This is a genomic window from Streptomyces sp. NPDC096040, from assembly GCF_040303265.1.
Taxonomy (GTDB): domain Bacteria; phylum Actinomycetota; class Actinomycetes; order Streptomycetales; family Streptomycetaceae; genus Streptomyces.
The window spans coordinates 331,789-353,535 of record NZ_JBEOTA010000001.1 but is presented as its reverse complement, the minus strand read 5'-3'; the positions used below and the strand labels follow the sequence as shown (position 1 = coordinate 353,535).

20 protein-coding genes are annotated in these 21,747 nt (G+C 70.5%); 14 read left to right on the top strand and 6 right to left on the bottom strand.

The genetic code is table 11. From position 1 onward, the window contains the following. Window positions 1-249 precede the first annotated feature (249 nt). The 3 genes from leuA to ABTY98_RS01585 all read left to right on the top strand — a co-directional run bounded on the left by leuA (window position 250) and on the right by ABTY98_RS01585 (window position 4,325). The gene (gene leuA / locus ABTY98_RS01595) at window positions 250-1,971 is read left to right on the top strand and encodes a 2-isopropylmalate synthase (protein ID WP_352218828.1); all 1,722 of its coding nucleotides are present in this window, start codon (window positions 250-252) and stop codon (window positions 1,969-1,971) included. 185 nt (window positions 1,972-2,156) lie between these two features. After that, window positions 2,157-2,852 (top strand): TerB family tellurite resistance protein, encoded by a 696-nt coding sequence (locus ABTY98_RS01590; protein ID WP_352218827.1) that lies wholly within the window; start codon window positions 2,157-2,159, stop codon window positions 2,850-2,852. Window positions 2,853-3,143: 291 nt separating this feature from the next. After that, the gene (locus tag ABTY98_RS01585; RefSeq protein ID WP_352218891.1) at window positions 3,144-4,325 is read left to right on the top strand and encodes a sialidase family protein; all 1,182 of its coding nucleotides are present in this window, start codon (window positions 3,144-3,146) and stop codon (window positions 4,323-4,325) included. Between the two features lie 93 nt (window positions 4,326-4,418). Here the strand turns inward: ABTY98_RS01585 and ABTY98_RS01580 are convergent, their stop codons facing one another. Beyond that, window positions 4,419-5,027 (bottom strand): TetR-like C-terminal domain-containing protein, encoded by a 609-nt coding sequence (locus tag ABTY98_RS01580; protein WP_352218826.1) that lies wholly within the window; start codon window positions 5,025-5,027, stop codon window positions 4,419-4,421. Here ABTY98_RS01580 and ABTY98_RS01575 point away from each other — a divergent pair. From ABTY98_RS01575 to ABTY98_RS01530, 10 genes are all read left to right on the top strand, one after another. Continuing rightward, window positions 4,927-6,522 carry an ABC transporter substrate-binding protein gene (locus ABTY98_RS01575; protein WP_352218825.1) on the top strand — a complete coding sequence of 532 codons (1,596 nt, stop codon included), beginning with the start codon at window positions 4,927-4,929 and terminating at the stop codon, window positions 6,520-6,522. The genes ABTY98_RS01580 and ABTY98_RS01575 overlap by 101 nt on opposite strands. 4 nt (window positions 6,523-6,526) lie before the next feature. After that, a complete protein-coding gene (locus ABTY98_RS01570) occupies window positions 6,527-7,486 on the top strand; it encodes an ABC transporter permease (RefSeq protein WP_352218824.1) in 960 nt (319 codons plus the stop codon). Then, on the top strand, window positions 7,483-9,528 hold the full coding sequence (locus ABTY98_RS01565) for a dipeptide/oligopeptide/nickel ABC transporter permease/ATP-binding protein (RefSeq protein WP_352218823.1): 2,046 nt from the start codon (window positions 7,483-7,485) through the stop codon (window positions 9,526-9,528). The genes ABTY98_RS01570 and ABTY98_RS01565 overlap by 4 nt, the downstream gene beginning before the upstream one ends. Continuing rightward, complete coding sequence (locus ABTY98_RS01560; protein WP_352218822.1) at window positions 9,525-10,523, top strand: oligopeptide/dipeptide ABC transporter ATP-binding protein; 999 nt, start codon at window positions 9,525-9,527, stop codon at window positions 10,521-10,523. Before ABTY98_RS01565 ends, ABTY98_RS01560 begins: the two co-directional genes overlap by 4 nt. Next, window positions 10,523-11,449: a dihydrodipicolinate synthase family protein gene (locus ABTY98_RS01555; RefSeq protein ID WP_352218821.1), complete on the top strand. Its 927-nt coding sequence runs from the start codon at window positions 10,523-10,525 to the stop codon at window positions 11,447-11,449. Before ABTY98_RS01560 ends, ABTY98_RS01555 begins: the two co-directional genes overlap by 1 nt. Before the next feature lie 585 nt (window positions 11,450-12,034). Next, window positions 12,035-12,259, top strand: a complete 225-nt coding sequence (locus ABTY98_RS01550) for a hypothetical protein (RefSeq protein WP_352218895.1) — start codon at window positions 12,035-12,037, stop codon at window positions 12,257-12,259. 49 nt (window positions 12,260-12,308) lie between these two features. Then, window positions 12,309-13,058, top strand: coding sequence for a DNA repair protein RecO (recO, locus tag ABTY98_RS01545; protein WP_352218820.1), 750 nt, complete (start codon window positions 12,309-12,311; stop codon window positions 13,056-13,058). 16 nt (window positions 13,059-13,074) lie between these two features. Continuing rightward, window positions 13,075-13,914: an isoprenyl transferase gene (locus ABTY98_RS01540; protein ID WP_352218819.1), complete on the top strand. Its 840-nt coding sequence runs from the start codon at window positions 13,075-13,077 to the stop codon at window positions 13,912-13,914. Window positions 13,915-14,002: 88 nt separating this feature from the next. After that, window positions 14,003-15,355 carry a histidine-type phosphatase gene (locus ABTY98_RS01535; RefSeq protein WP_352218818.1) on the top strand — a complete coding sequence of 451 codons (1,353 nt, stop codon included), beginning with the start codon at window positions 14,003-14,005 and terminating at the stop codon, window positions 15,353-15,355. Window positions 15,356-15,378: 23 nt separating this feature from the next. Then, entirely contained in the window at window positions 15,379-15,918 is a 540-nt protein-coding gene (locus ABTY98_RS01530) for a YcxB family protein (RefSeq protein WP_352218817.1), read from the top strand. A gap of 1 nt (window position 15,919) precedes the next feature. Here ABTY98_RS01530 and ABTY98_RS01525 read toward each other — a convergent pair whose 3' ends face one another. From ABTY98_RS01525 to ABTY98_RS01510, 4 genes are all read right to left on the bottom strand, one after another. Then, a complete protein-coding gene (locus ABTY98_RS01525) occupies window positions 15,920-16,342 on the bottom strand; it encodes a Fur family transcriptional regulator (RefSeq protein ID WP_352218816.1) in 423 nt (140 codons plus the stop codon). Window positions 16,343-16,403: 61 nt separating this feature from the next. Next, window positions 16,404-17,306: a metal ABC transporter permease gene (locus ABTY98_RS01520; RefSeq protein WP_352218815.1), complete on the bottom strand. Its 903-nt coding sequence runs from the start codon at window positions 17,304-17,306 to the stop codon at window positions 16,404-16,406. After that, window positions 17,306-18,070, bottom strand: coding sequence for a metal ABC transporter ATP-binding protein (locus tag ABTY98_RS01515; protein WP_352218814.1), 765 nt, complete (start codon window positions 18,068-18,070; stop codon window positions 17,306-17,308). The genes ABTY98_RS01520 and ABTY98_RS01515 overlap by 1 nt, the downstream gene beginning before the upstream one ends. 11 nt (window positions 18,071-18,081) lie before the next feature. Beyond that, window positions 18,082-19,038, bottom strand: a complete 957-nt coding sequence (locus tag ABTY98_RS01510; protein ID WP_352218813.1) for a metal ABC transporter substrate-binding protein — start codon at window positions 19,036-19,038, stop codon at window positions 18,082-18,084. A gap of 162 nt (window positions 19,039-19,200) precedes the next feature. Between ABTY98_RS01510 and ABTY98_RS01505 the strand changes: the two genes are divergently transcribed. Further along, window positions 19,201-20,583: a glycine--tRNA ligase gene (locus tag ABTY98_RS01505; protein WP_352218812.1), complete on the top strand. Its 1,383-nt coding sequence runs from the start codon at window positions 19,201-19,203 to the stop codon at window positions 20,581-20,583. Window positions 20,584-20,678: 95 nt separating this feature from the next. On the opposite strand, the gene ABTY98_RS01500 is transcribed toward ABTY98_RS01505, so the two are convergent. Further along, a complete protein-coding gene (locus ABTY98_RS01500; protein ID WP_352218890.1) occupies window positions 20,679-21,725 on the bottom strand; it encodes a chitinase in 1,047 nt (348 codons plus the stop codon). Window positions 21,726-21,747 lie beyond the last annotated feature (22 nt).

Here is a 21,747-nt window from a genome sequence, read left to right as displayed (position 1 = left end):
GCGGAGCCGGATACCGACGCCGGACATCGACACAGTCCCGCGCCCCTGAAGGGGCGCCTCGGTCCCGCATGCTGATACAGAGCCGCCTGTCCGGCGAGGCTCGGCTAGTCTGCTGTGCATCATGCGTTTCGGGCTGCTTCTTCTTAGCTGCCGCGGCGAGGGCCTGTAGTCCAGGTCGACTCCCTCCCCGCGGAGCTTCGTGTTGCGTCGTCGGCCGTCCTTCCGGACATCCTGAGGAGCCCCGCAGACATGGCGAACCGCCAGCAGCCCACCACCATGCCGATCCACAAGTACGGCCGCTACGAGCAGGTCGACATCCCGGACCGCACCTGGCCCCGGCAGCGCATCACCGCCGCTCCCCGCTGGCTCTCCACCGACCTGCGCGACGGCAACCAGTCCCTGATCGACCCGATGTCGCCCGAGCGCAAGCGCCGGATGTTCGACCAGCTGGTCAAGATGGGCTACAAGGAGATCGAGGTCGGTTTCCCCGCCTCCGGCCAGACCGACTTCGACTTCGTGCGCTCGATCATCGAGGAAGAGGGCGCGATCCCGGACGACGTCACGATCTCCGTGCTGACCCAGGCCCGCGAGGACCTGATCGAGCGGACCGTGGAGTCCCTCAGGGGCGCCAGGCGGGCCACCGTCCACCTGTACAACGCCACCGCTCCGGTCTTCCGCCGGGTCGTCTTCCGCGGCTCCAAGGACGACATCAAGCAGATCGCCGTCGACGGCACCCGCCTGGTGATGGAGTACGCCGAGAAGCTGCTGGGCCCGGACACCGAGTTCGGCTACCAGTACTCGCCGGAGATCTTCACCGACACCGAGCTGGACTTCGCGCTGGAGGTCTGCGAGGCGGTCATGGACGTCTACCAGCCGGGTCCGGGCCGCGAGATCATCCTCAACCTGCCCGCCACCGTGGAGCGTTCGACGCCGTCCACGCACGCGGACCGCTTCGAGTGGATGCACCGCAACCTCTCCCGCCGCGAGCACGTCGTGCTGTCCGTCCACCCGCACAACGACCGCGGTACGGCCGTCGCCGCCGCCGAGCTGGCGCTGATGGCCGGCGCCGACCGCGTCGAGGGCTGTCTGTTCGGGCAGGGCGAGCGCACCGGCAACGTCGACCTGGTCACCCTGGGCATGAACCTGTTCTCGCAGGGCGTCGACCCGCAGATCGACTTCTCCGACATCGACGAGATCCGTCGTACGTGGGAGTACTGCAACCAGATGGAGGTCCACCCGCGCCACCCGTACGTGGGCGACCTGGTCTACACGTCCTTCTCCGGCTCCCACCAGGACGCCATCAAGAAGGGCTTCGACGCCATGGAGGCCGACGCGGCCGCGAAGGGCGTCACCGTCGACGACATCGAGTGGGCCGTGCCGTACCTGCCGATCGACCCGAAGGACGTCGGCCGCTCCTACGAGGCCGTCATCCGGGTCAACTCGCAGTCCGGCAAGGGCGGTATCGCCTACGTCCTGAAGAACGACCACAAGCTGGACCTGCCGCGCCGGATGCAGATCGAGTTCTCGAAGCTCATCCAGGCCAAGACGGACGCCGAGGGCGGCGAGATCACCGGCGCCGACATCTGGGCGGTCTTCCAGGACGAGTACCTGCCGAACCCGGAGAACCCCTGGGGCCGTATCCAGGTGCGGACGGGGCAGTCGACCACCGACACCGACGGGGTGGACACCCTCACCGTCGAGGCCACCGTCGACGGCGAGGACACCGTCCTGACCGGCTCCGGCAACGGCCCGATCTCCGCGTTCTTCGACGCGCTGCAGGGTCTGGGCATCGACGTACGCCTCCTGGACTACCAGGAGCACACGATGAGCGAGGGTGCCTCCTCCCAGGCCGCCTCCTACATCGAATGCGCGATCGACGACAAGGTTCTGTGGGGCATCGGCATCGACGCGAACACGACGCGTGCGTCGCTGAAGGCGGTCGTCTCCGCCGTCAACCGCGCGACGCGATAATCGCTCTGACCGGCGGTTTAAGGGCCCTGATCGCGATGTACGGCGATCAGGGCCCCGTCGTATACCGGCCATTCCGCCGTGGAGATCACGGAAAGGTCTCGTACGCGGTACTGACTCCACCTCCCCGATGTGGCTAACATCACGCCAGCGGTGGCGATGTTGCCACGGCGTTAAGGAGGTGCGACGTGCTGCCAGTACGGGGACGAGACGGCCGAACCGCCAGGCCTGCCCGCATCCTGGGCACCCGCACCGCATGGACACCCGTCGGAGACGGCGAGTTCTTCTGCCCCGGCTGCGGAGGCGACCGCAACTACCAGCGGCTGACCGGCCGCCGCCGCTTCACCCTGCTCGGCGTGCCCGTGCTGCCGCGCGGCACCACCGGGCCGGTCGTGGAGTGCGCCGCCTGCCGTCACCACTACGGCACCGACGTCCTCGACCACCCCACCACCTCCCGCTTCTCCGCGATGCTCCGTGACGCCGTGCACACCGTCGCCCTCGCCGTCCTCGCGGCGGGCGGCACCTGTGCCCGTACGTCCCTGGAGGCGGCCGCGGCCACCGTCCGCGCGGCCGGTTTCGAGGACGTCACGGAGGAACAGCTGAGCGCGCTCGTGGACGCGCTCGCCGCCGACACCGGCCGGATGTTCGAGCAGCCGTGCGGGGCGAGCCTCGCGATAGAGCTGCACGAGGCCCTCGACCCGCTGGCCCCGCACCTCGCTCCCGCCGGCCGGGAGTCCCTGCTCCTCCAGGCCGCCCGGATCGCGCTCGCCGACGGCCCCTACACCAACGCCGAACGCGAGGCCCTCGGCACGGTCGGCGCTGCCCTGACCATCTGCGCCGACGACGTGACCCGCCTGCTGGCGGCGGCCCGCACGCCCTCCTGAGCCGCCTGCCGGGCGTGCCTGCACTCCTCCTGGGCCGCCTGCCGGGCGTGCCTGCACTCTTCCTGGGCCGCCTGCCGGGCACGGCCCGCACCCCCTCCTGGGCCGCCTGCCGGGCACGGCCCGCACCCCCTCCTGAGCCGCTTGCCGGACACGGCCCGCGCCCCCTCCTTCGCCCCCGGCCGGACCGGCAGGGAGCTGACGGAGTGCCAAAGCGCGTGACCCGTTTGGGTGTTGTGAGTGTGCGGGGGAGGCGGTCGGGAGGAACATGGGAGGGTGAGCCATGTGTCTCCTGTGACCCGCGTGAGCCGGATCTCCCTCGCCGCCGCCCTGCTTGTCGGGGCGTTCACCGTCGAACCCAGGGCCTGGGCGGCGGCCACCTGCGAGTCCTCCGTGCCGTATGTCTCCGGCGAGGGCGGCTACCCCCAGTACCGCATCCCGGCCGTCGTCCGCACCGGGCGCGGCACCCTGCTCGCCTTCGCCGAGGGCCGGCAGTCCACCACCGGCGACAGCGGTGACATCGACGTCGTGCTGAGACGCTCCTCCGACGGAGGCTGCACCTGGGGCCCGCTCCAGGTGGTGGCCGACGGCAAGGGGAACACCCGGGGCAACCCGGCGCCCGTCGTCGACCCGCGCACCGGCGACATCGTCCTGGTGACCTCCTACAACGACGGCGCGGTGAGCGAGGCGCAGATCATGCGCGGCCAGGTCACCAAGGAGCAGAGCCGCCGGGTGTTCGTGCAGCGCAGCCGGAACGACGGCCGGTCCTTCACCGCCCCGCGGGAGATCACGGCGCAGGTGAAACCCTCCGGCTGGCGCTGGTACGCCACCGGTCCCGGCCATGCCGTCGCCCTCACCGCGGGACCGCACCGCGGCCGCCTGGTCGTCGCCGCCGACCACTCCGGCTCCCCGCGCCCCGGCTCCTCCGACACCGGCCGGGAGGCCAGGTACTACGGCGGCCACGCGATCTACAGCGACGACGGCGGCCGCAGCTGGCACCTCGGCTTCGTCGACGACTCCTACACCGGCCACGACAACGTCAACGAGACGACCGCCGCCCAGCTCCCCGACGGGCGCCTCTACTTCAACGCCCGCGACCAGAACGGCACCAGCCTCGGCAACCGCGTCAACGCCTGGTCGAGCGACGGCGCGGAGACCCTGGACGCGGACTTCACCATCCAGCCGACCCTGCGCCGGGTCCCGGTGGTCGAGGGCTCGGTCCTCCAACTCCACGGCGTGGGTGCCCCGTTGCTCTTCTCGGCCCCCTCGATCCCGACGGCCCGCCAGCTGATGGCCCTGTGGACCAGTGCGGACGAGGGCATCACCTTCGACAAGATCCTCACCCTGTCCGGCCGGAAGGCGGCCTACTCGGACCTGGTCCAGGTGGACAAGAGCACGGTGGGGGTGCTGTACGAGACGGGGACGAGGACGGCGTACGACACGATCGAGTTCCGGCGGGTCGCGGCGCCCCGGTAGTGAACCGGGCAACCGAATCGGCCCGGGCGGTGCTCTGGAGGGCGAGGGGGTGGCTCACGCAGGCCGAACTCGATGCCCGGTTCCAGGAATTCGTCAGGGGGCGGCGGCCCCGTCTCGTGCCTGGCCGCCGACGCCGTGCAGGAGGTTGTCGACCAGCTGGGTCGCGAAGTCCTCGGTGAGAGGCTCGTCGGGGAGCAGCAGCCGGTGGTAGCACGCTCCCCATAGCTGGTCGACCAGGACCTGCGGGTCGATACCGGCGTGCAACTGGCCGCGGTGTTGGGCGCGCCGCATCGCCGCCACGGCGAGCTCGCGACGGGGCCCGGAGTAACGCTCCAGAAGGGCGGCCGACAGGTCGGGGTCGGTCTGCGCCTGGCCGACGAGCCCGGCGATGACCCGCCTGCCCGGCCGGCGTCCCGGTGTCCGGCGCCGGTCGCCTCCCCGGTGGTCGGCGCCGACTGCCGCCCCTTCGCACCGCCATTGGTCCGACCTCTGACGGTTTACGCCATTCGCGCGCCCCGCCTTGACCACCCCCAAAGCCCCTTTTATGGTCGCGCTTACACATGACGTCCGACGTCTCCGTTTCCCCCACGCTGGAGGCACCGTGCGCGACGAGGCGACCCACGGCCGCAGGACGTTCCTGAAACACGTGGGCGCACTGGGCGCGGCCGCCTCGCTGACGGCCTGTGGGCCCAAGTCCACCATCGACCTCGGCGGCAGCGGCTCCGACCGCACCCTCACGGCCGTGATCGGGTACGGCAACGACGGCAGCTGGGACCCGACCCAGACCGCGTCCGCGTTCGCGATGGCCGCCAACAACCACATCTACGAGGGCCTCGCCGACACCGATCCGATCACCCGCGCCCCCTACCCGGCGCTGGCGACCCGGCTGCCCGCCGACCCGGACGCCACCACGTGGCGGTTCACCCTGCGCCCGGGCGCCACCTTCCACGACGGCAGACCGGTCACCGCCGACGACGTGGTCTTCGTCTTCGACCGGATCCTCGACCGGGGCACCCAGACCCTCGCGAAGGGCTTCTTCGCGAGCTGGCTGAAGGAGGCCCGGAAGATCGACACCCGGACCGTCGACCTGCTCCTCAGGTTCCCCTTCCCGGACGGGATCGCCCGCCTCACCCTCGCCAAGATCATGCCGGAGCACGTGTTCTCCCGGCCCGGCGCCTGGGACGACGCGATCAAGGGACTCGCGGTGGGCACGGGACCGTACCGGCAGACCGGGCACCACCCGAAGTCGAACACCACCTTCGCCGCCTACGACCGCTACAACGGCCCGCGCAAGCCCGCCTTCCGGCGGATGAACTGGCTGACGATCGTCGACGCGGCCTCCCGCGTGGCCAGGATCTCCGGTGTCGGCGCGGGCGCGCAGATCTCCGACAACATCCCCTACGCCAACATCACCCGCCTCGAACAGGGCGGACTGTCGGTCGGCGGCGGCGCCGGGATGAACAACCTGTTCCTGATGTTCAACACACGGCACAGACCCTTCGACGACGTCCGGGTCCGCCAGGCCCTGCACCACGCCATCGACAAGGCGAAGATCATCGAGGTCGCCCTCAAGGGCCATGGAAAACCGGCGAGTTCGTTCCTGAACGAGACCAACCCCGCCTACCGCAGGGCGAAGACGGTCTACGACTACGACCCCGACAAGGCGAAGGCACTGCTGGCGGCGGCCGGCGTCAGAGGGCTGAAAGTCAACATCCTCGCCGTCAACGTGAGCTGGATCGTCGACTGCCTGCCCACCATCAAGTCGTCCTGGGACGCGATCGGCGTCGCCACGACCCTGTCCCCGCAGGAGACCACGGCCGTGTTCACCAAGATGGACCAGAAACAGGACTACCAGGTCGTCGCCGCCGTCTCGAACCCGAACCAGTTCGGCCTCGACGCCGACCTGATCATGCACTACAACTACGGTCCCGGGAACCTCTGGATGGGCTACGCCCGATGGGCCGACAACGCTGTCGCGAAACGGCTCTTCAAGGACATGGACGCGGCCACCCGCGAACCGGACCCGGACAAGAAGAAGACGATGATCCAGGACTACATCGACGTCGTCGCCGAACAGGCCGTCCTCTACCCGGTCGTCCACAACGAGCTGATCACCGCCTGGGACCCGCGCAGACTCACCGGCATAAGGGCCCAGCCCTACCCGGGCATCAACGTCCTGACGGCCAAGTGGGTCTGACGGCATGAACGCCGTCCTGCGCATTTTGCTGCGCCGAATCGCCCTGCTGGTGCCGCTGCTGCTCGGCATCGCCCTGTTCGTGTTCCTGGTGATGCGCTTCTCCGACGTCGACCCGGCGTCCGCGTTCTTCCAGGGCGCCAACCCCACCCCGCGCCAACTCCACGACTTCCGGGAGCGCAACGGCCTCCTCGACCCGCTCCCCGTCCGCTACGTCCACTTCGTCGGCGACCTGTTCCAGGGCGACCTCGGCACCAGCGCCCTCACCCGCACCCCGGTCCTCGACCAGGTCGCCACCGCCCTGCCCCTCACCCTCCAGCTGACCTTCCTCGGCCTCGGTATCGCCGTCGTCCTGGCACTGGCCGGCGGCGTCACGGCGGCCATCTACCGCGACCGCTGGCCGGACCAGGTCATCCGGGTGCTCTCGCTCGTCGGTGTCGCCGCCCCCGCGTTCTGGCTGGCGCTGCTGATGATCCAGTACCTGGCGGTCGACCGCGGCTGGTTCCCGTCCGGCGGCTACATCAACCCGGAGGACTCCGTCACCGGCTGGCTGAAGACCATGACCCTGCCCGCCCTCGCGCTCTCCCTCCCGGTCGCCGCCCAGCTCACCCGGATCGTCCGCACCTCGGTGGTCGAGGAACTCGACCGGGACTACGTCCGCACGGCCATCGGCAGCGGCCTGCCACCCCATGTCGTGGTCGGCCGCAACGTCCTGCGCAACGCGCTGGTCAACCCCCTGACCGTGCTCGGCCTGCGCGTCGGCTACCTCCTCGGCGGCGCCGTCGTCATCGAGACCGTCTTCGCCCTGCCCGGCATGGGCAAGCTGATGATCGACGCCGTGCAGAACGGCGACCCGGCCGTCGTCCAGGGCGTGGTCATCACCACCGCGACCGGCTTCGTCGTCGTCAACCTCGTCATCGACGTCCTCTATCTGCTGGTCAACCCCCGTCTGAGGGAGGCGGCATGACGACGTTCAACCGCGCGGCCCTCACCACCGCCCTCGCCCGTCCCGGTGTACGACTGCGCAGGCTGTCGCCGCGGTCCTGGGCGGCCCTCGTCTTCCTGGCCGTGGTCGTCCTGATTGCGGTGTTCGCGCCCCTCCTCGCCCCCGACGACCCCCTCGCCCAGCAGGCCCCCACCGACGGCACCGGGCACCCCTCCGCCGGTCACTGGATGGGCCAGGACAGCCTCGGCCGGGACATCCTCAGCCGGCTGATGTACGGCGCCCGCTGGTCCCTCGCCATCGGCCTCGGCGCGACCGGCCTCGCCCTGGTCGCCGGGGCGCTGCTCGGCGCGCTCGCGGCCACCTCCCGCAAGGGCGTCGACGAGACGCTGATGCGCTGCCTGGACGTGGTGATGGCGTTCCCGGGCATCGCCCTGGCCGCCGTCCTGGTCGCCGTCTTCGGTGGCGGCATCACCGTCCTGATCTGCGCGATCGCCTTCCTCTTCACCCCACCCGTGGCCCGCGTGGTGCGGGCCAACGTCCTCGACCAGTACGGCGAGGACTACGTCACCGCGGAACGCGTGATCGGCGCCCGCACCCCCCACATCGTGCTCCGCCATGTGGCCGTCAACTGCGCCGCCCCCATCCTGGTCTTCTGCACGGTCCAGGTCGCCGAGGCCATCGTCTTCGAGGCGTCCCTGTCCTTCATCGGCGCGGGAGTCCGGCCTCCCGACCCGTCCTGGGGCAGCGTCATCGCGGACGGCAAGAACATGGTCCTGACGGGAGGCTGGTGGGCGACCCTCTTCCCCGGCCTGCTGATCCTGCTCACCGTCCTCTCGCTGAACATCCTCTCCGAGGGCGTCTCGGACGCGTGGGCATCACCGGCACCGAGGGAGACGGAGACGGATCCGACGGATCCCGTCGAGACGCCCGAGCCGGGCGGGATCCTGGAGCTGCCCGGCCTGACGGAGGCGGGGGAGCGGCTCCGCTCCCGGGCCCGGCCCCTCCCGCCCCGGGAGGGCCAACCGGTGCTGTCGGTGAAGAACCTCGCCATCGGCTTCGCCGACCGCCACCGGGGCGTGAACATCGTGGACGGCATCGGCTTCGACATCCACCCGGGTGAAGTCCTGGGTCTGGTGGGGGAGTCGGGCTGCGGAAAGTCCCTGACGGCCCTGACAGTCATGGGCCTGCAGCCGAAGACGGCCAGGGTGACGGGCGAGATTCTTTTCAGCCGACGGGACGGGAGCGCCCCGTCAGGGGCGCGGGGCCGTATTGAATATGCGGCTACCGCCGCGCGGGCGCGATCAACCCCCACGAACCCGCAGCCGCCCATCGACCTGACCACCCCCCACCGCCGCCTCCTGGGCCACGAAATCGCGATGGTCTATCAGGACGCCCTCTCCTCCCTGAACCCGGGGATGACCATCCAGGCCCAGCTCAAGCAACTGACACGACGCGGCGGCACCCGCACCCCGGCCGAACTCCTCACCCTCGTCGGCCTCGACCCCACCCGGACCCTCCGCAGCTACCCCCACGAACTCTCCGGCGGCCAACGCCAACGCGTCCTGATCGCCATGGCCCTCTCCCGCGACCCCCGCCTGATCATCGCCGACGAACCGACCACCGCCCTCGACGTCACCGTCCAGGCCCAGGTGATGGAACTCCTCCTCCGCCTCCGTGAGGAACTCGGCTTCGCGCTGATCCTCGTCTCGCACGACCTGGCCCTCGTCGCGGACGTCACCGACCGGGTGGTGGTGATGTACGGCGGACAGATCGTCGAGACCGGCGTCACCGCGGAGCTGGTCGCCGCCCCGACCCACCACTACACGCGCGGTCTGCTCGGCAGCGTGCTGTCCCTGGAGTCCGGGGCCGAGCGGCTCACCCAGATCAGGGGCGTGGTGCCGTCCCCGGCCGACTTCCCGGCGGGCTGCCGCTTCGCGGACCGCTGCCCGGCGGCGAGCGAGGTCTGCCGTACGACGGCGCCGGACCTGGTCGGCTCGCGCGACCACACCGCGGCCTGCCACCACCCGGCCGTCGACCTGGCGAGCACGGAGGCGGTGACATGAGCGCGGTGGAGCTGTCCGGCGTCCACGTGGTCCACCGGGCCCGCGGCGGCGGCGTGTTCGGCCGGGACCGGGTGTACGCGCTGACCGGCGCCGACCTCACCGTGGCGCCCGGCGAGACGGTCGGGGTGGTCGGCGAGTCGGGATGCGGGAAGTCGACGCTGGCGAAGGTGCTGGTCGGCATCCAGCGGCCGACCTCCGGCACGGTCACCTTCCACGGCCGCGACCTGTGGTCGATTGCCCCGGCCGAACGCCGGTCGGCCGTCGGCGCGAGCACCGGCATGATCTTCCAGGACCCGTCGACGGCCCTCAACCGGCGCCTGCCCGTCCGCCGTATCCTCCGCGACCCGCTGGACGTCCACCGGCGCGGCACCCGGGCCGAACGGGAGGAGCGGGTACGGGAGCTGATGGGCCTGGTCGGCCTGCCCCGGGCCCTCGCCGAGGCCCTGCCCGGCCAGCTCTCCGGCGGACAGCGCCAGCGAGTCGCGATCGCCCGCGCCCTCGCCCTGGACCCCGACCTGGTGGTGGCGGACGAACCGACGAGCGCGCTGGACGTCTCGGTCCGCGCCCAGATCCTCAACCTCCTCCTCGACCTGCGCGAACGCCTCGCCCTTGCCATGGTCTTCGTCTCCCACGACATCCAGACGGTACGGCGGATGAGCGACCGGGTGATCACCATGTACCTGGGCCGGATCGTCGAGGAGACCCCGGCCGCCGAGGTCACCGAGCACGCCCGGCACCCGTACACCCGGGCCCTGTTCTCGGCCACCCCCGGCCTGCTGCACCCGATCGACCCCATTCCGCTGACCGGTCCGGTGCCCTCGGCCACCCGCCCGCCGTCCGGCTGCCCGTTCCGCACCCGCTGCTGGAAGGCGGACGACGAGTGTGCCGTCCGCATGCCTGACTTCACGGCCGCGTCACGCGAGGGTCACCGCTACCGCTGTCACCATCCTGTGAAGGAGGACCAGCCGAGCCACAGCCTGCCCAGGGAGCCCTGATGACCCTGCCCACCCCGCTGACCGGTGTCGTACCGCCCGTCTGCACCCCTCTGACACCGGACCGCGAGGTGGACGTCCCCTCCCTGCGCAGGCTTGTCGACCATCTGGTCGCGGCCGGGGTGGACGGCCTGTTCGTGCTGGGCTCGACGTCGGAGGTCGCGTATCTGACGGACCGGCAGCGCAGGCTGGTCACGGAGACGGTGGTGACGCACACGGCCGGGCGGCTCCCGGTCCTGGCCGGGGTGATCGACATGACGACACCCCGGGTCCTGGACCACGTCGCGTCCGTCACCTCCGCCGGCGCGGACGCGATCGTCGTCACCGCCCCCTTCTACACCCGCACCCACCCCGCCGAGATCGCCCGCCACTTCCGCCTGATCGCCGACCGGTCCCCGGTCCCGGTCATCGCCTACGACATCCCGTCGGCCGTCCACACCAAACTCCCCGCCGGTCTGGTGCTTGAGCTGGCCGCCGACCGTGTCCTGGCCGGGCTGAAGGACTCCAGCGGCGACCTGGCGGGCTTCCGCGAGGTCGTCACGGGCTCCCGGGGCCTGCCCGGCTTCAGCGCCCTGACCGGCTCGGAACTGCTCGTCGACGCGGCCCTCGCGCTGGGCGCCGACGGCGCGGTACCCGGCCTCGCCAACGTCGACCCGGACGGTTACGTCCGCCTCCACCGGCTCTGCCGGGCCGGTGACTGGGAGCGGGCACGGGCCGAACAGGAGCGGCTGTGCGGGCTGTTCGGGATGGTCCGGGTCGGCGACGAGCGCCGGATGGGCGGCAGTTCGGCGGCGCTGGGCGCGTTCAAGGCGGCGCTGCGTCTGCGCGGGGTCATCGCGTCCCCGGTCACGGCGGAGCCGCAGGTTCCGTTGTCGGAGGCGGAGACCGAGTGCGTGGGCAAGCACCTCGCGGCGGCCGGCCTGATGTGAGCCGGCACCGCCGACGCGGCTATGGGAGGCCGACGGCCCCGGATGCGCAGGGTGCAGGAGGCGGAAGCCCAGGCTGGGCAGGCTGTCGCCGCCCGCGAAGCGGCCGCCGGGGCGCAGCCCCCGGCAGGCCCCGGCGAACAGCCGGTCCTGGGACGTCGTCGCCGAGGTCCGCCCCGGCCGGCGCCCACGCAGCAGTTCCTCCTTCGTCAGCCGTGTGGCTGTTGCCGCCCTCGCGGGTCTGTGGATCCCGGTCGGCCGGGGACGCCGTGAGGCGCAGTGCCCTACGTCCGCCGGACCGAGCCGGCCACGGTCGCCGTCACCCCGGCCCTCGGGGGTCTGTGGATCCCGGTCGGCCGGGGACGCCGTGAGGCGCAGTGCCCTACGTACGCCGGACCGAGCCGGCCACGGTCGCCGTCACCCCGCTCGAGCGAAGCCAAGAGTGGGGGAGGCGGCTGATGCAGTGCCCGCTGCCCCTCCCCCTTCCGGCTCCGCGGGGCCGGGACAGTCTCCGGCCGAGTCTAGACACGCAGCGCCACCTCAGTGATGCGAAGCGTGAAATTCCCGGGGGCGGGGGAGCCAGGTGAGGTGAACGCGAAGAACCTCCCTCTCGGCTCCTGCGCCGTCGACACCCGTACCGGACGGCTGGGCATCGTCATGGGGCACGAAGGCCCCTATGTGCAGCTGCGGCCGTACGGGGGAGGGCGTGAGTGGGACGCCCACCCGGACGCCGTACGGATCGCGACCCAGGCGGAACGGCTCAGCGCGGCCACCGCCCACGCCAACGCCCGCAGCCGCGGCGAGGTGCCTTGAAGGTTCCGGTCCGGACCGGTCCCCCGCCTCGGCAGGGCAGAATGGGCCCATGAGCCTGTTCCGCGACGACGGCATCGTGCTGCGCACCCAGAAGCTGGGTGAGGCGGACCGGATCATCACCCTGCTCACGCGCGGACACGGCCGGGTGCGGGCGGTCGCTCGTGGGGTGCGGCGGACCAAGTCGAAGTTCGGGGCGCGCCTTGAGCCGTTCTCCCATGTCGACGTGCAGTTCTTCGCGCGGGGGAGCGAGCTGGTCGGGCGCGGGCTGCCGCTGTGCACCCAGAGCGAGACCATCGCGCCGTACGGCGGCGGGATCGTCACCGACTACGCGCGGTACACCGCCGGGACGGCCATGCTGGAGACCGCCGAGCGGTTCACGGACCACGAGGGGGAGCCCGCGGTGCAGCAGTATCTGCTGCTCGTGGGGGCACTCAGGACACTCGCCCGGGGCGAGCACGCACCCCATCTCGTCCTCGACGCCTTCCTGCTGCGCTCCCTCGCCGTCAACGGCTACGCGCCCAGCTTCGACTCCTGCGCCAGGTGCGGGATGTCCGGCCCGAACCGTTTCTTCTCGGTGGCCTCCGGCGGCAGCGTCTGCGTGGACTGCCGGGTGCCCGGCAGCGTCGTACCCTCGCCGCAGACCCTGGTTCTCCTCGGCGCGCTGCTTACGGGAGACTGGGAGACGGCGGACGCGGCCGAGGCACGGCACGTCCGGGAGGGCAGCGGGCTGGTGTCCGCCTATCTGCACTGGCACCTGGAGCGGGGGCTGCGCTCGCTCAGGTACGTAGAGAAGAGCTAGAGGAGACGAGAAGCACATGGTCGTACGCGGGATCCTGGGGAGCCGGCGCCGCGAGTACAGGACGCCGGAGCCGCACCCGTCCGGTGCCCGCCCGCCGAAGCTCCCGGGCGAGCTGGTCCCGAACCATGTGGCCATCGTCATGGACGGCAACGGCCGCTGGGCCAAGGAGCGCGGGCTGCCGCGCACCGAAGGGCACAAGGTCGGCGCCGAGCGCGTCCTGGACGTGCTCCAGGGCTCGATCGAGATCGGTGTCCGGAACATCTCCCTGTACGCCTTCTCCACCGAGAACTGGAAGCGCTCGCCCGAAGAGGTCCGCTTCCTGATGAACTTCAACCGCGACTTCATCCGCAGGACCCGCGACCAGCTCGACGAACTCGGTATCCGGGTGCGCTGGGCTGGCCGGATGCCCCGGCTGTGGAAGTCGGTCGCCAAGGAGCTCCAGGTCGCCCAGGAGCAGACCAAGGGCAACGACCTGCTCACCCTGTACTTCTGCATGAACTACGGCGGCCGGGCCGAGATCGCCGACGCGGTGCAGTCGATCGCCGAGGAGGTCAAGGCGGGCCGGCTCGACCCGTCGAAGGTCAGCGAGAAGACCATCCAGAAGCACATGTACTACGGGGACATGCCGGACGTGGACATGTTCCTGCGCCCCAGCGGCGAGCAGCGCACCTCCAACTTCCTGCTCTGGCAGAGCGCTTACGCCGAGATGGTCTACCAGGACGTCCTGTGGCCCGACTTCGACCGCCGTGACCTGTGGCGGGCGTGCGTCGAATTCGCCTCCCGGGACCGGCGGTTCGGCGGTGCCATCCCCAACGAGGAGCTGCTGGCCATGGAGGGCGACCGGTCCGGCGACTGACGGCCACCCGCCGTTCACGAGAGCCGTCCAGGATGCGGGGGATCATGCCTGACCACCCCCCGGTCTCCCGCCTCTGGAACGGTCCCTCATGAAGCGTGTCACCCCTGTCCTCGCCCTGGGCGCCCTGCTGCTCACGGCGCTGCCCGCGCACGCCACGGACAACGGGCTCACCCACCGCGACAGTTACGGCACCAAGGCCGTGTACTCCCCCGGGCAGAACCCGCGTACCTACCAGCAGGCGCCCGCCGGTTACACCGCCGTCTTCACCGAGAACGTCTCCCGGCACGGTTCACGCTCCGCTACCGACGGCGAGGACGGCGATACGATCCTCGCACTGTGGAACCAGGCCCGGGCCGACGGTGAACTCACCCCGCTCGGCAAGGAGTTCGGCCCGGACGTGCAGGCCCTCGAAACGGCCATGAACGCCGTCGGGTACGGCAACCTCAGCGGCCGAGGCAAGGACGAGCTCCGCGCCACCGCGGTCCGCCTGGAGAAGCGCCTGCCCGGCCTCTTCTCCTCGATCGCGAAGAACGGCGAGAAGATCGACGTCGTCAGCTCCGGCCAGGGCCGCGCGGTCGACAGCGGTACGGTCTTCTCCACCGCCCTCACCGGCGCCGACCCGGCGCTGAAGGCCTCGCTCGGCACCGCCCGGGTCGACAAGGACCTGCTCTACTTCCACAAGTCGTCCGGTGGCGCCGACTACCAGAAGTGGCTGGCGAGCGACGAGCGCCTGGCCTCCACCCTGAAGACGGTCACCGACCAGCCGGCCTCGCACAGGGCGGCCGCCAGGGTCCTGGGCAAGATCTTCAAGCCGGCGTTCGTGCAGCGGATCGTGGACGGCGAGTTCTCTTCCACCGCCGACGACATCACCGCCGCCCGGGCCGTCTACAACCTCTACGCCATCGCACCCGCGATGAGCGAGGAGAGCCCGAACGGCGAGGGCTGGGACTTCGACCGTTACCTCGCCCCGCGCGACGCGGCCTGGTTCGGCTACCTCAGCGACGCCGAGGACTTCTACGAGAAGGGCCCGAGCTTCTCGGACAGCGACATCACCTACAAGATGGCGGACGTCCTCCTCGACGACTTCTTCAAGCAGGTCGAGGCGAGGCGGGACGGCACCAGCACCCTGGGCGCCGAACTCCGCTTCACCCACGCCGAGGAGATCATCCCGCTGGCCGCGCTGATGCGGCTGCCGGGCAGCGAGAAGGCCGCGACGCCCGGCAGGACCTACACCTACGCCAACAACCCCTGGCGCGGCGCCGAGGTCGCCTCCCTGGCCTCCAACATCCAGTGGGACGTCTACCGGAAGGGCGACGACTATCTGGTGCGGATGCTCTACAACGAGAAGGAGACCGCCTTCAAGCAGGGCTGCAAGCCGATCTCGAAGGGCAGCAGGTTCTACGGCCTCGACGAGCTGGAGAAGTGCTTCGACCGGAGCTGACCGGCACCGCTACGATCCGCCCCATGGTCATGGACATGAACGTGGGGCGGAATGCCGCGCCGGACACGGTGGAGTTGGAGTTCGTGCCGACGGCGAGGGACTTCACCGCGGTATGGAGACAGCGACGGCGGTTCAGCAAGGGCGGCCGGCGGGAGTACTGGATGATCGTCGTGGCGTCCGTGGTGGCCGCCCTGCAAGCCGTCCTGCTGGTGACCGGGCGGCAGGCCAACGTGGGTCTGCTGGCCGGGCTCGTCGCCTTCGTGGCCCTGTTGCTGGCCCTCCCGTGGCTGACGGGACGGGCTGTGCAGCGCATGGCCGCACGCAACGGCGTCTTCCGGACGGTCGTCACGGCGTCAGGGGTGACGGTGACAACCGACCACACCTCGACCACCATCGACTGGGTGGCCCAGCCCCGCTACAACGAGACTCCCGAACTCTTCATCACGTTCAGCGACACCAAGGGCGGGCTCGCGTTCACGCTGCTGCCCAAACGGGGTCTCCCGGACCCCGCCGACGCCGACCGGCTGCGCGCGATCCTCGACCGGCACCTCACGCGCGGATAGCTCAGCAGCTCCCCGCGGTCCCGGCGCAGTCCGCGCACGTCCCGAAGATCTCGACGGTATGCGCGACGTTGACGTACCCGTGCTCCGCGGCGATCGCCTCCGCCCACTTCTCGACCGCGGGCCCCTCGACCTCCACGGCCTTGCCGCACACCCGGCAGACGAGGTGATGGTGGTGCTCCCCCGTGGAGCAGCGCCGGTACACCGACTCGCCGTCGGAGGTGCGCAGGACGTCGACCTCGCCGGCGTCGGCGAGGGACTGGAGGGTTCGGTACACCGTGGTGAGGCCCACCGAGTCCCCCTTGTGCTTGAGCATGTCGTGCAGTTCCTGCGCGCTGCGGAACTCGTCGACCTCGTCCAGGGCGGCCGCCACGGCTGCCCGCTGGCGGGTCGAGCGGCCCTTCACGGGCGGTCCAGCGGTCGTCACCGGTTGCCTCCTCACATCACTGCTTCTGCCGGGCCATTGTGCCAGCCCGAAGTGTGCGCGGTCAGACGCCGACTTCGTCGGCGGTCTCCAGGCCGGCCGGAATCGTGCACTCCGCCGGGTCCCCGGCGGGCCGCCGGGCGGCCGCAGCGCGGGCGCGTCGCCGGGCCAGCGGTGTGGCCAGCGCGCTCAGCACGATGAACGCGGCGATCGTCAGCAGCACGATCGTCGCGCCCGGCGGAACGTACTGGTAGTACGAGGTGATCGTGCCCCCGATCGTCACGGTCACACCGATCGCGACGGCGATCGCGAACGTGGCCGCGAAGCTGCGGCTCAGCTGCTGGGCCGCGGCCACCGGGACCACCATCAGCGCCGACACCAGCAGCAGGCCCACCACGCGCATCGCGACGGTCACCGTGACCGCCGCCGTGATCGCCGTCAGCAGGTTCAGCGCCCGCACCGGCAGGCCCGTCACCCGCGCGAACTCCTCGTCCTGGCTCACCGCGAACAGCTGCCGGCGCAGGCCGAGGGTGACCAGGAGGACGAAGGCGGCGAGTACGCAGATCGCGGTCACGTCCGACTCCGACACCGTCGACAGCGAGCCGAAGAGGTACGACATCAGGTTGGCGTTGGAGCCGCCCGGCGCGAGGTTGATCAGCATCACCCCGCCGGCCATACCGCCGTAGAAGAGCATCGCGAGGGCGATGTCGCCGCGGGTCCTGCCGTACCAGCGGATCAGCTCCATCAGGACGGCGCCGAGGACCGACACCGCCGTCGCCATCCAGACGGGGGAGGTGGAGAGCAGGAAGCCGAGGCCGACGCCCGTCATGGCCACGTGGCCGATGCCGTCGCCCATCAGGGCCTGGCGGCGCTGGACCAGGTAGATGCCGATGGCGGGGGCGGTGAGGCCGACCAGGACGGCGGCGAGCAGGGCCCGCTGCATGAAGGCGTAGTTCAGGAAGTCCATCAGCTCAGCAGTCCTGTGCGGATCGGCGCGTGCTCGTGGGGGTGGACGTGGTCGTGGCCGGGGAGGGCGTGCTGGCCCACGGCCCGCGGCGGCGGGCCGTCGTGCAGGACGCAGCCGTCACGCAGGACGACCGCGCGGTCGATCAGCGGCTCCAGCGGGCCCAGTTCGTGCAGGACCAGCAGGACCGTGGTGCCCTGCTCGACCTGCTCGCGCAGGGTCCGCGCGAGGATCTCCTGGCTGGCCAGGTCGACGCCCGCCATCGGCTCGTCCATGATCAGCAGTTCGGGCCGGGCGACCAGGGCGCGGGCGATCAGCACCCGCTGGTGCTGGCCGCCGGAGAGCGCCTCGACGTCGTCCCTGGCCCGGTCCGCCATCCCGACCAGGCCGAGCGCGTCCCGTACGGCCTGGTGGTCGGCCTTGCGGAAGAGGCCGAAGCGGGTGCGGGAGAGGCGGCCGGCGGAGACGACCTCGGTGACGGTGGCGGGGACACCGCCCGCGGCGGTGGTGCGCTGCGGCACGTAGCCGATCCGGGACCAGTCGCGGAAGGTGCGCCGCGGGCCGCCGAACAGGGTGATCTCGCCGCCGCTGACCGGCACCTGGCCGATGATCGTGCGGATCGCGGTCGACTTGCCGGAGCCGTTGGCGCCGAGCAGCGCGACGACCTCACCGCGGTGCACGGTGAGGTCGATGCCCCGCAGGACGGGGCGCGAGCCCAGCTCGGCGGTGACACCGCGCAGGGATATGACGGGCTCGCCGGTGGTCATCTCGTCTCCGCTCACTTGGCGCCCAGGGCCGTCTGGAGGGCCTTGAGGTTGGCTTCCTGGACCGCGAAGTAGTCCTTGCCGCGGGACTTGGCGGTGATGCCCTCGATCGGGTCGAGGACGTCCGTCCTCAGCCCGGCGTCGGCGGCGATCGTCTTCGCGGTCTTGTCGCTGACGAGCGTCTCGTAGAACACGGTGGTGACGCCGTCGGCCCTGGCCATCGTCTCCAGGTCCTTCACCCGGGCCGCGCTCGGCTCCGACTCCGGGTCGAGGCCGTTGATGGCCTCCTCGGTCAGGCCGTAGCGCTCGGCGAGGTAGCCGAAGGCCGCGTGGGTGGTGACGAAGACCTTGGACCTGGTGTTCGCCAGGCCTTCCTTGAACCGGGTGTCGAGGGCGTCCAGCTTCTTGACCAGGGCCGCGGTGTTCTTCCGGTAGTCGGCCGCGTGGTCCGGGTCGGCCTTCTCGAAGGCCTTGCCGACCCCCTCGGCGACCTGGGCGTAGCGCACCGGGTCCAGCCAGATGTGGGGGTCGAGGCCGGACAGCTCCTCGTTCTTGGAGGTGTCGTGCGTGGCCGCGTGGCCGCCGACCTCGTTGCCGTGCTTCTCCAGCGTGGTCAGGGAGGCGGCGTCGATCTTCGTCCCGACCGACGACTGGGCGACCGCGTCGTCGACGGAGGGCTGGAGGTTCTTCAGGTAGAGGACCGCGTCGGACTTCTCGATCCCGATGATCTGCTTGGGGCTGATCTCCAGGTCGTGCGGTTCCTGGCCGGGCGATGTGAGACTGGTGACGTGGACGTGGCTGCCGCCGATCCGGTCGGCGAGGAAGGCCATCGGGTAGAAGGACGCGACGACGTCGAACTTGCCGGTCTGGGCCGCCGTGGCGTCGCCGCCGCAGGCAGAGAGAGTCGCTATGCCGAGTGCGGTGACGGTGGTCGCGGCGACCGTGGGTATGAGGCGTCGTCGTACGTTCATGAGACTCATTTTCAACAAATATGGAAACCGTTGTCAAAAAACCTGGGCGGGAGGCCGGTAAGGGGCACCGATTTGGTCGAGGGGGAGTCCCCGCCGGTAACCTGAAGCATTAGCTCTGAAGCATCTCGCTTCCTCGCCCGTCGTCGTAATGAAGAGAGCACCGTGGCCGCCGACAAGATCGACACCATCGTCAGCCTGAGCAAGCGCCGTGGCTTCGTATTCCCGTGCAGTGAGATCTACGGCGGACAGCGTGCCGCCTGGGACTACGGGCCGCTGGGTGTCGAGCTCAAGGAGAACCTGAAGCGCCAGTGGTGGCGCTACATGGTGACGTCGCGCGAGGACGTGGTCGGTATCGACTCGTCCGTCATCCTGGCCCCGGAGGTCTGGGTGGCCTCCGGTCATGTCGCCACCTTCACGGACCCGCTGACCGAGTGCACCGCCTGCCACAAGCGGTTCCGCGCCGACCACCTGGAGGAGGCCTACGAGGCCAAGCACGGCCGCCTCCCGGAGAACGGCCTGGCGGACGTCAACTGCCCCAACTGCGGCAACAAGGGCCAGTTCACCGAGCCCAAGCAGTTCTCCGGTCTGCTCTCCACCCACCTCGGCCCGACGCAGGACAGCGGCTCGGTCGCCTATCTGCGCCCGGAGACAGCGCAGGGCATCTTCACCAACTTCGCCCAGGTACAGACCACTTCGCGCCGCAAGCCGCCGTTCGGCATCGCGCAGATGGGCAAGTCCTTCCGCAACGAGATCACGCCCGGCAACTTCATCTTCCGCACCCGCGAGTTCGAGCAGATGGAGATGGAGTTCTTCGTCAAGCCGGGCGAGGACGAGAAGTGGCAGGAGTACTGGATGGAGCAGCGCTGGAACTGGTACACCGGCCTGGGCCTGCGTGAAGAGAACATGCGGTGGTACGAGCACCCGAAGGAGAAGCTCTCCCACTACTCCAAGCGCACCGCCGACATCGAGTACCGCTTCCAGTTCGGCGGCAACGAGTGGGGCGAGCTGGAGGGTGTCGCCAACCGCACCGACTACGACCTGGGCGCCCACTCCAAGGCCTCCGGCCAGGACCTCTCCTACTTCGACCAGGAGGCCGGGGAGCGCTGGACGCCGTACGTCATCGAGCCGGCGGCCGGTGTCGGGCGCGCGATGCTCGCGTTCCTCCTCGACGCCTACGTCGAGGACGAGGCGCCGAACGCAAAGGGCAAGCTGGAGAAGCGCACGGTGCTCCGCCTGGACCACCGGCTGGCCCCGGTGAAGGTCGCGGTCCTGCCGCTGTCCCGCAACCCCGAGCTGTCCCCGAAGGCCAAGGGTCTCGCCGCCTCCCTGCGGCAGAACTGGAACATCGACTTCGACGACGCCGGCGCCATCGGCCGCCGCTACCGCCGCCAGGACGAGATCGGCACGCCGTACTGCGTGACCGTCGACTTCGACACGCTCGAGGACAACGCCGTGACGGTCCGTGAGCGTGACTCGATGAAGCAGGAGCGGATCTCCCTGGACCAGATCGAGGGCTACCTCGCGGGCCGCCTGCTGGGCGCCTAGGTTCCGCCCAACCCGGGGGCCGGCTGCCTCAGGGTCCAGGCGCCACTACGCCGGACGAGCCGACAGGGCTCGTCCGGCGTCGCGCGTCTTGCGGGTCAACGCCGCTCAAGCGCCTTCACGTTGTCGCCGAACGTCCAGTTCTTCGAGCCGTCCCAGTTGATCGACCAGGTCATCAGACCCTTGAGGGACGTGCCGTAGTGGTTCCAGGCCTGCGCGACCAGGCTCGGTGACATGTAGCCGCCGCCCGCTCCCGACTGCGCGGGCAGTCCCGGGACCTGCTTGTCGTACGGCACCCTGATCGTCGTACCCTGCACGACCAGGCCCTTGTTGAGGCAGTCCGTCTGGGCGGTGAAGCCGGCGACCGTGCCCGCCGAGTAGGAGTCGCCGGAGCAGCCGTACATGCTGCCGTTGTAGTACTGCATGTTGAGCCACCACAGCCGGCCGTTGTCGGCGTACTTCTTGACGATCGGCAGATAGGCGCCCCAGATCGAGCCGTAGGTGATGCTGCCTCCGGTGACGTACGCCGTCTCCGGGGCCATCGTCAGGCCGAAGCCCGCCGGCATCTGGGCGAGGATCCCGTCGATGATGCGGACCAGGTTGGCCTGCGAGGCGGAGAGCTGGGTGATCGATCCGCTGCCCACCAGGCCGGTCTCGATGTCGATGTCGATGCCGTCGAAGTTGTACTTCTTCAGGATCGGGACGATCGTCGCGACGAACCTGTCGGCCACGGTGGACGAGCTCAGGTCGATGCCGGCCGCCGCGCCGCCGATCGACAGCAGGATGGTCTGCCCTGCCGCCTTCGCCGCGCACATCTCCGCGGGCGTCGCCACCTTCACGCCCGCGTCCATGCCGTCCTCCCACAGCGCGGTGCCGTCGGAGCGGATGACGGGGAAGGCCGCGTTGATCACGTTGTAGCCGTGGGCGGCGATCCGGGAGTCGGTGATCGGGGTCCAGCCGAAGGACGGGTGGACGCCGTTGGCGGAGCCGTCCCAGTTCTCCCAGTAGCCCTGCAGGACCTTTCCGGCTGGCCTCGACTTCACCGCGCAGGTGTCGGCGGCGGAGGCGGGGGCGGCGGCGGGGAGCTGGGTGAGCGCGGCGGTCGCCAGGGCGGCGGCGAACAGGCTGAGGGCGCGGCGGACCATACGGATCCTCCCGGTGGGGGTG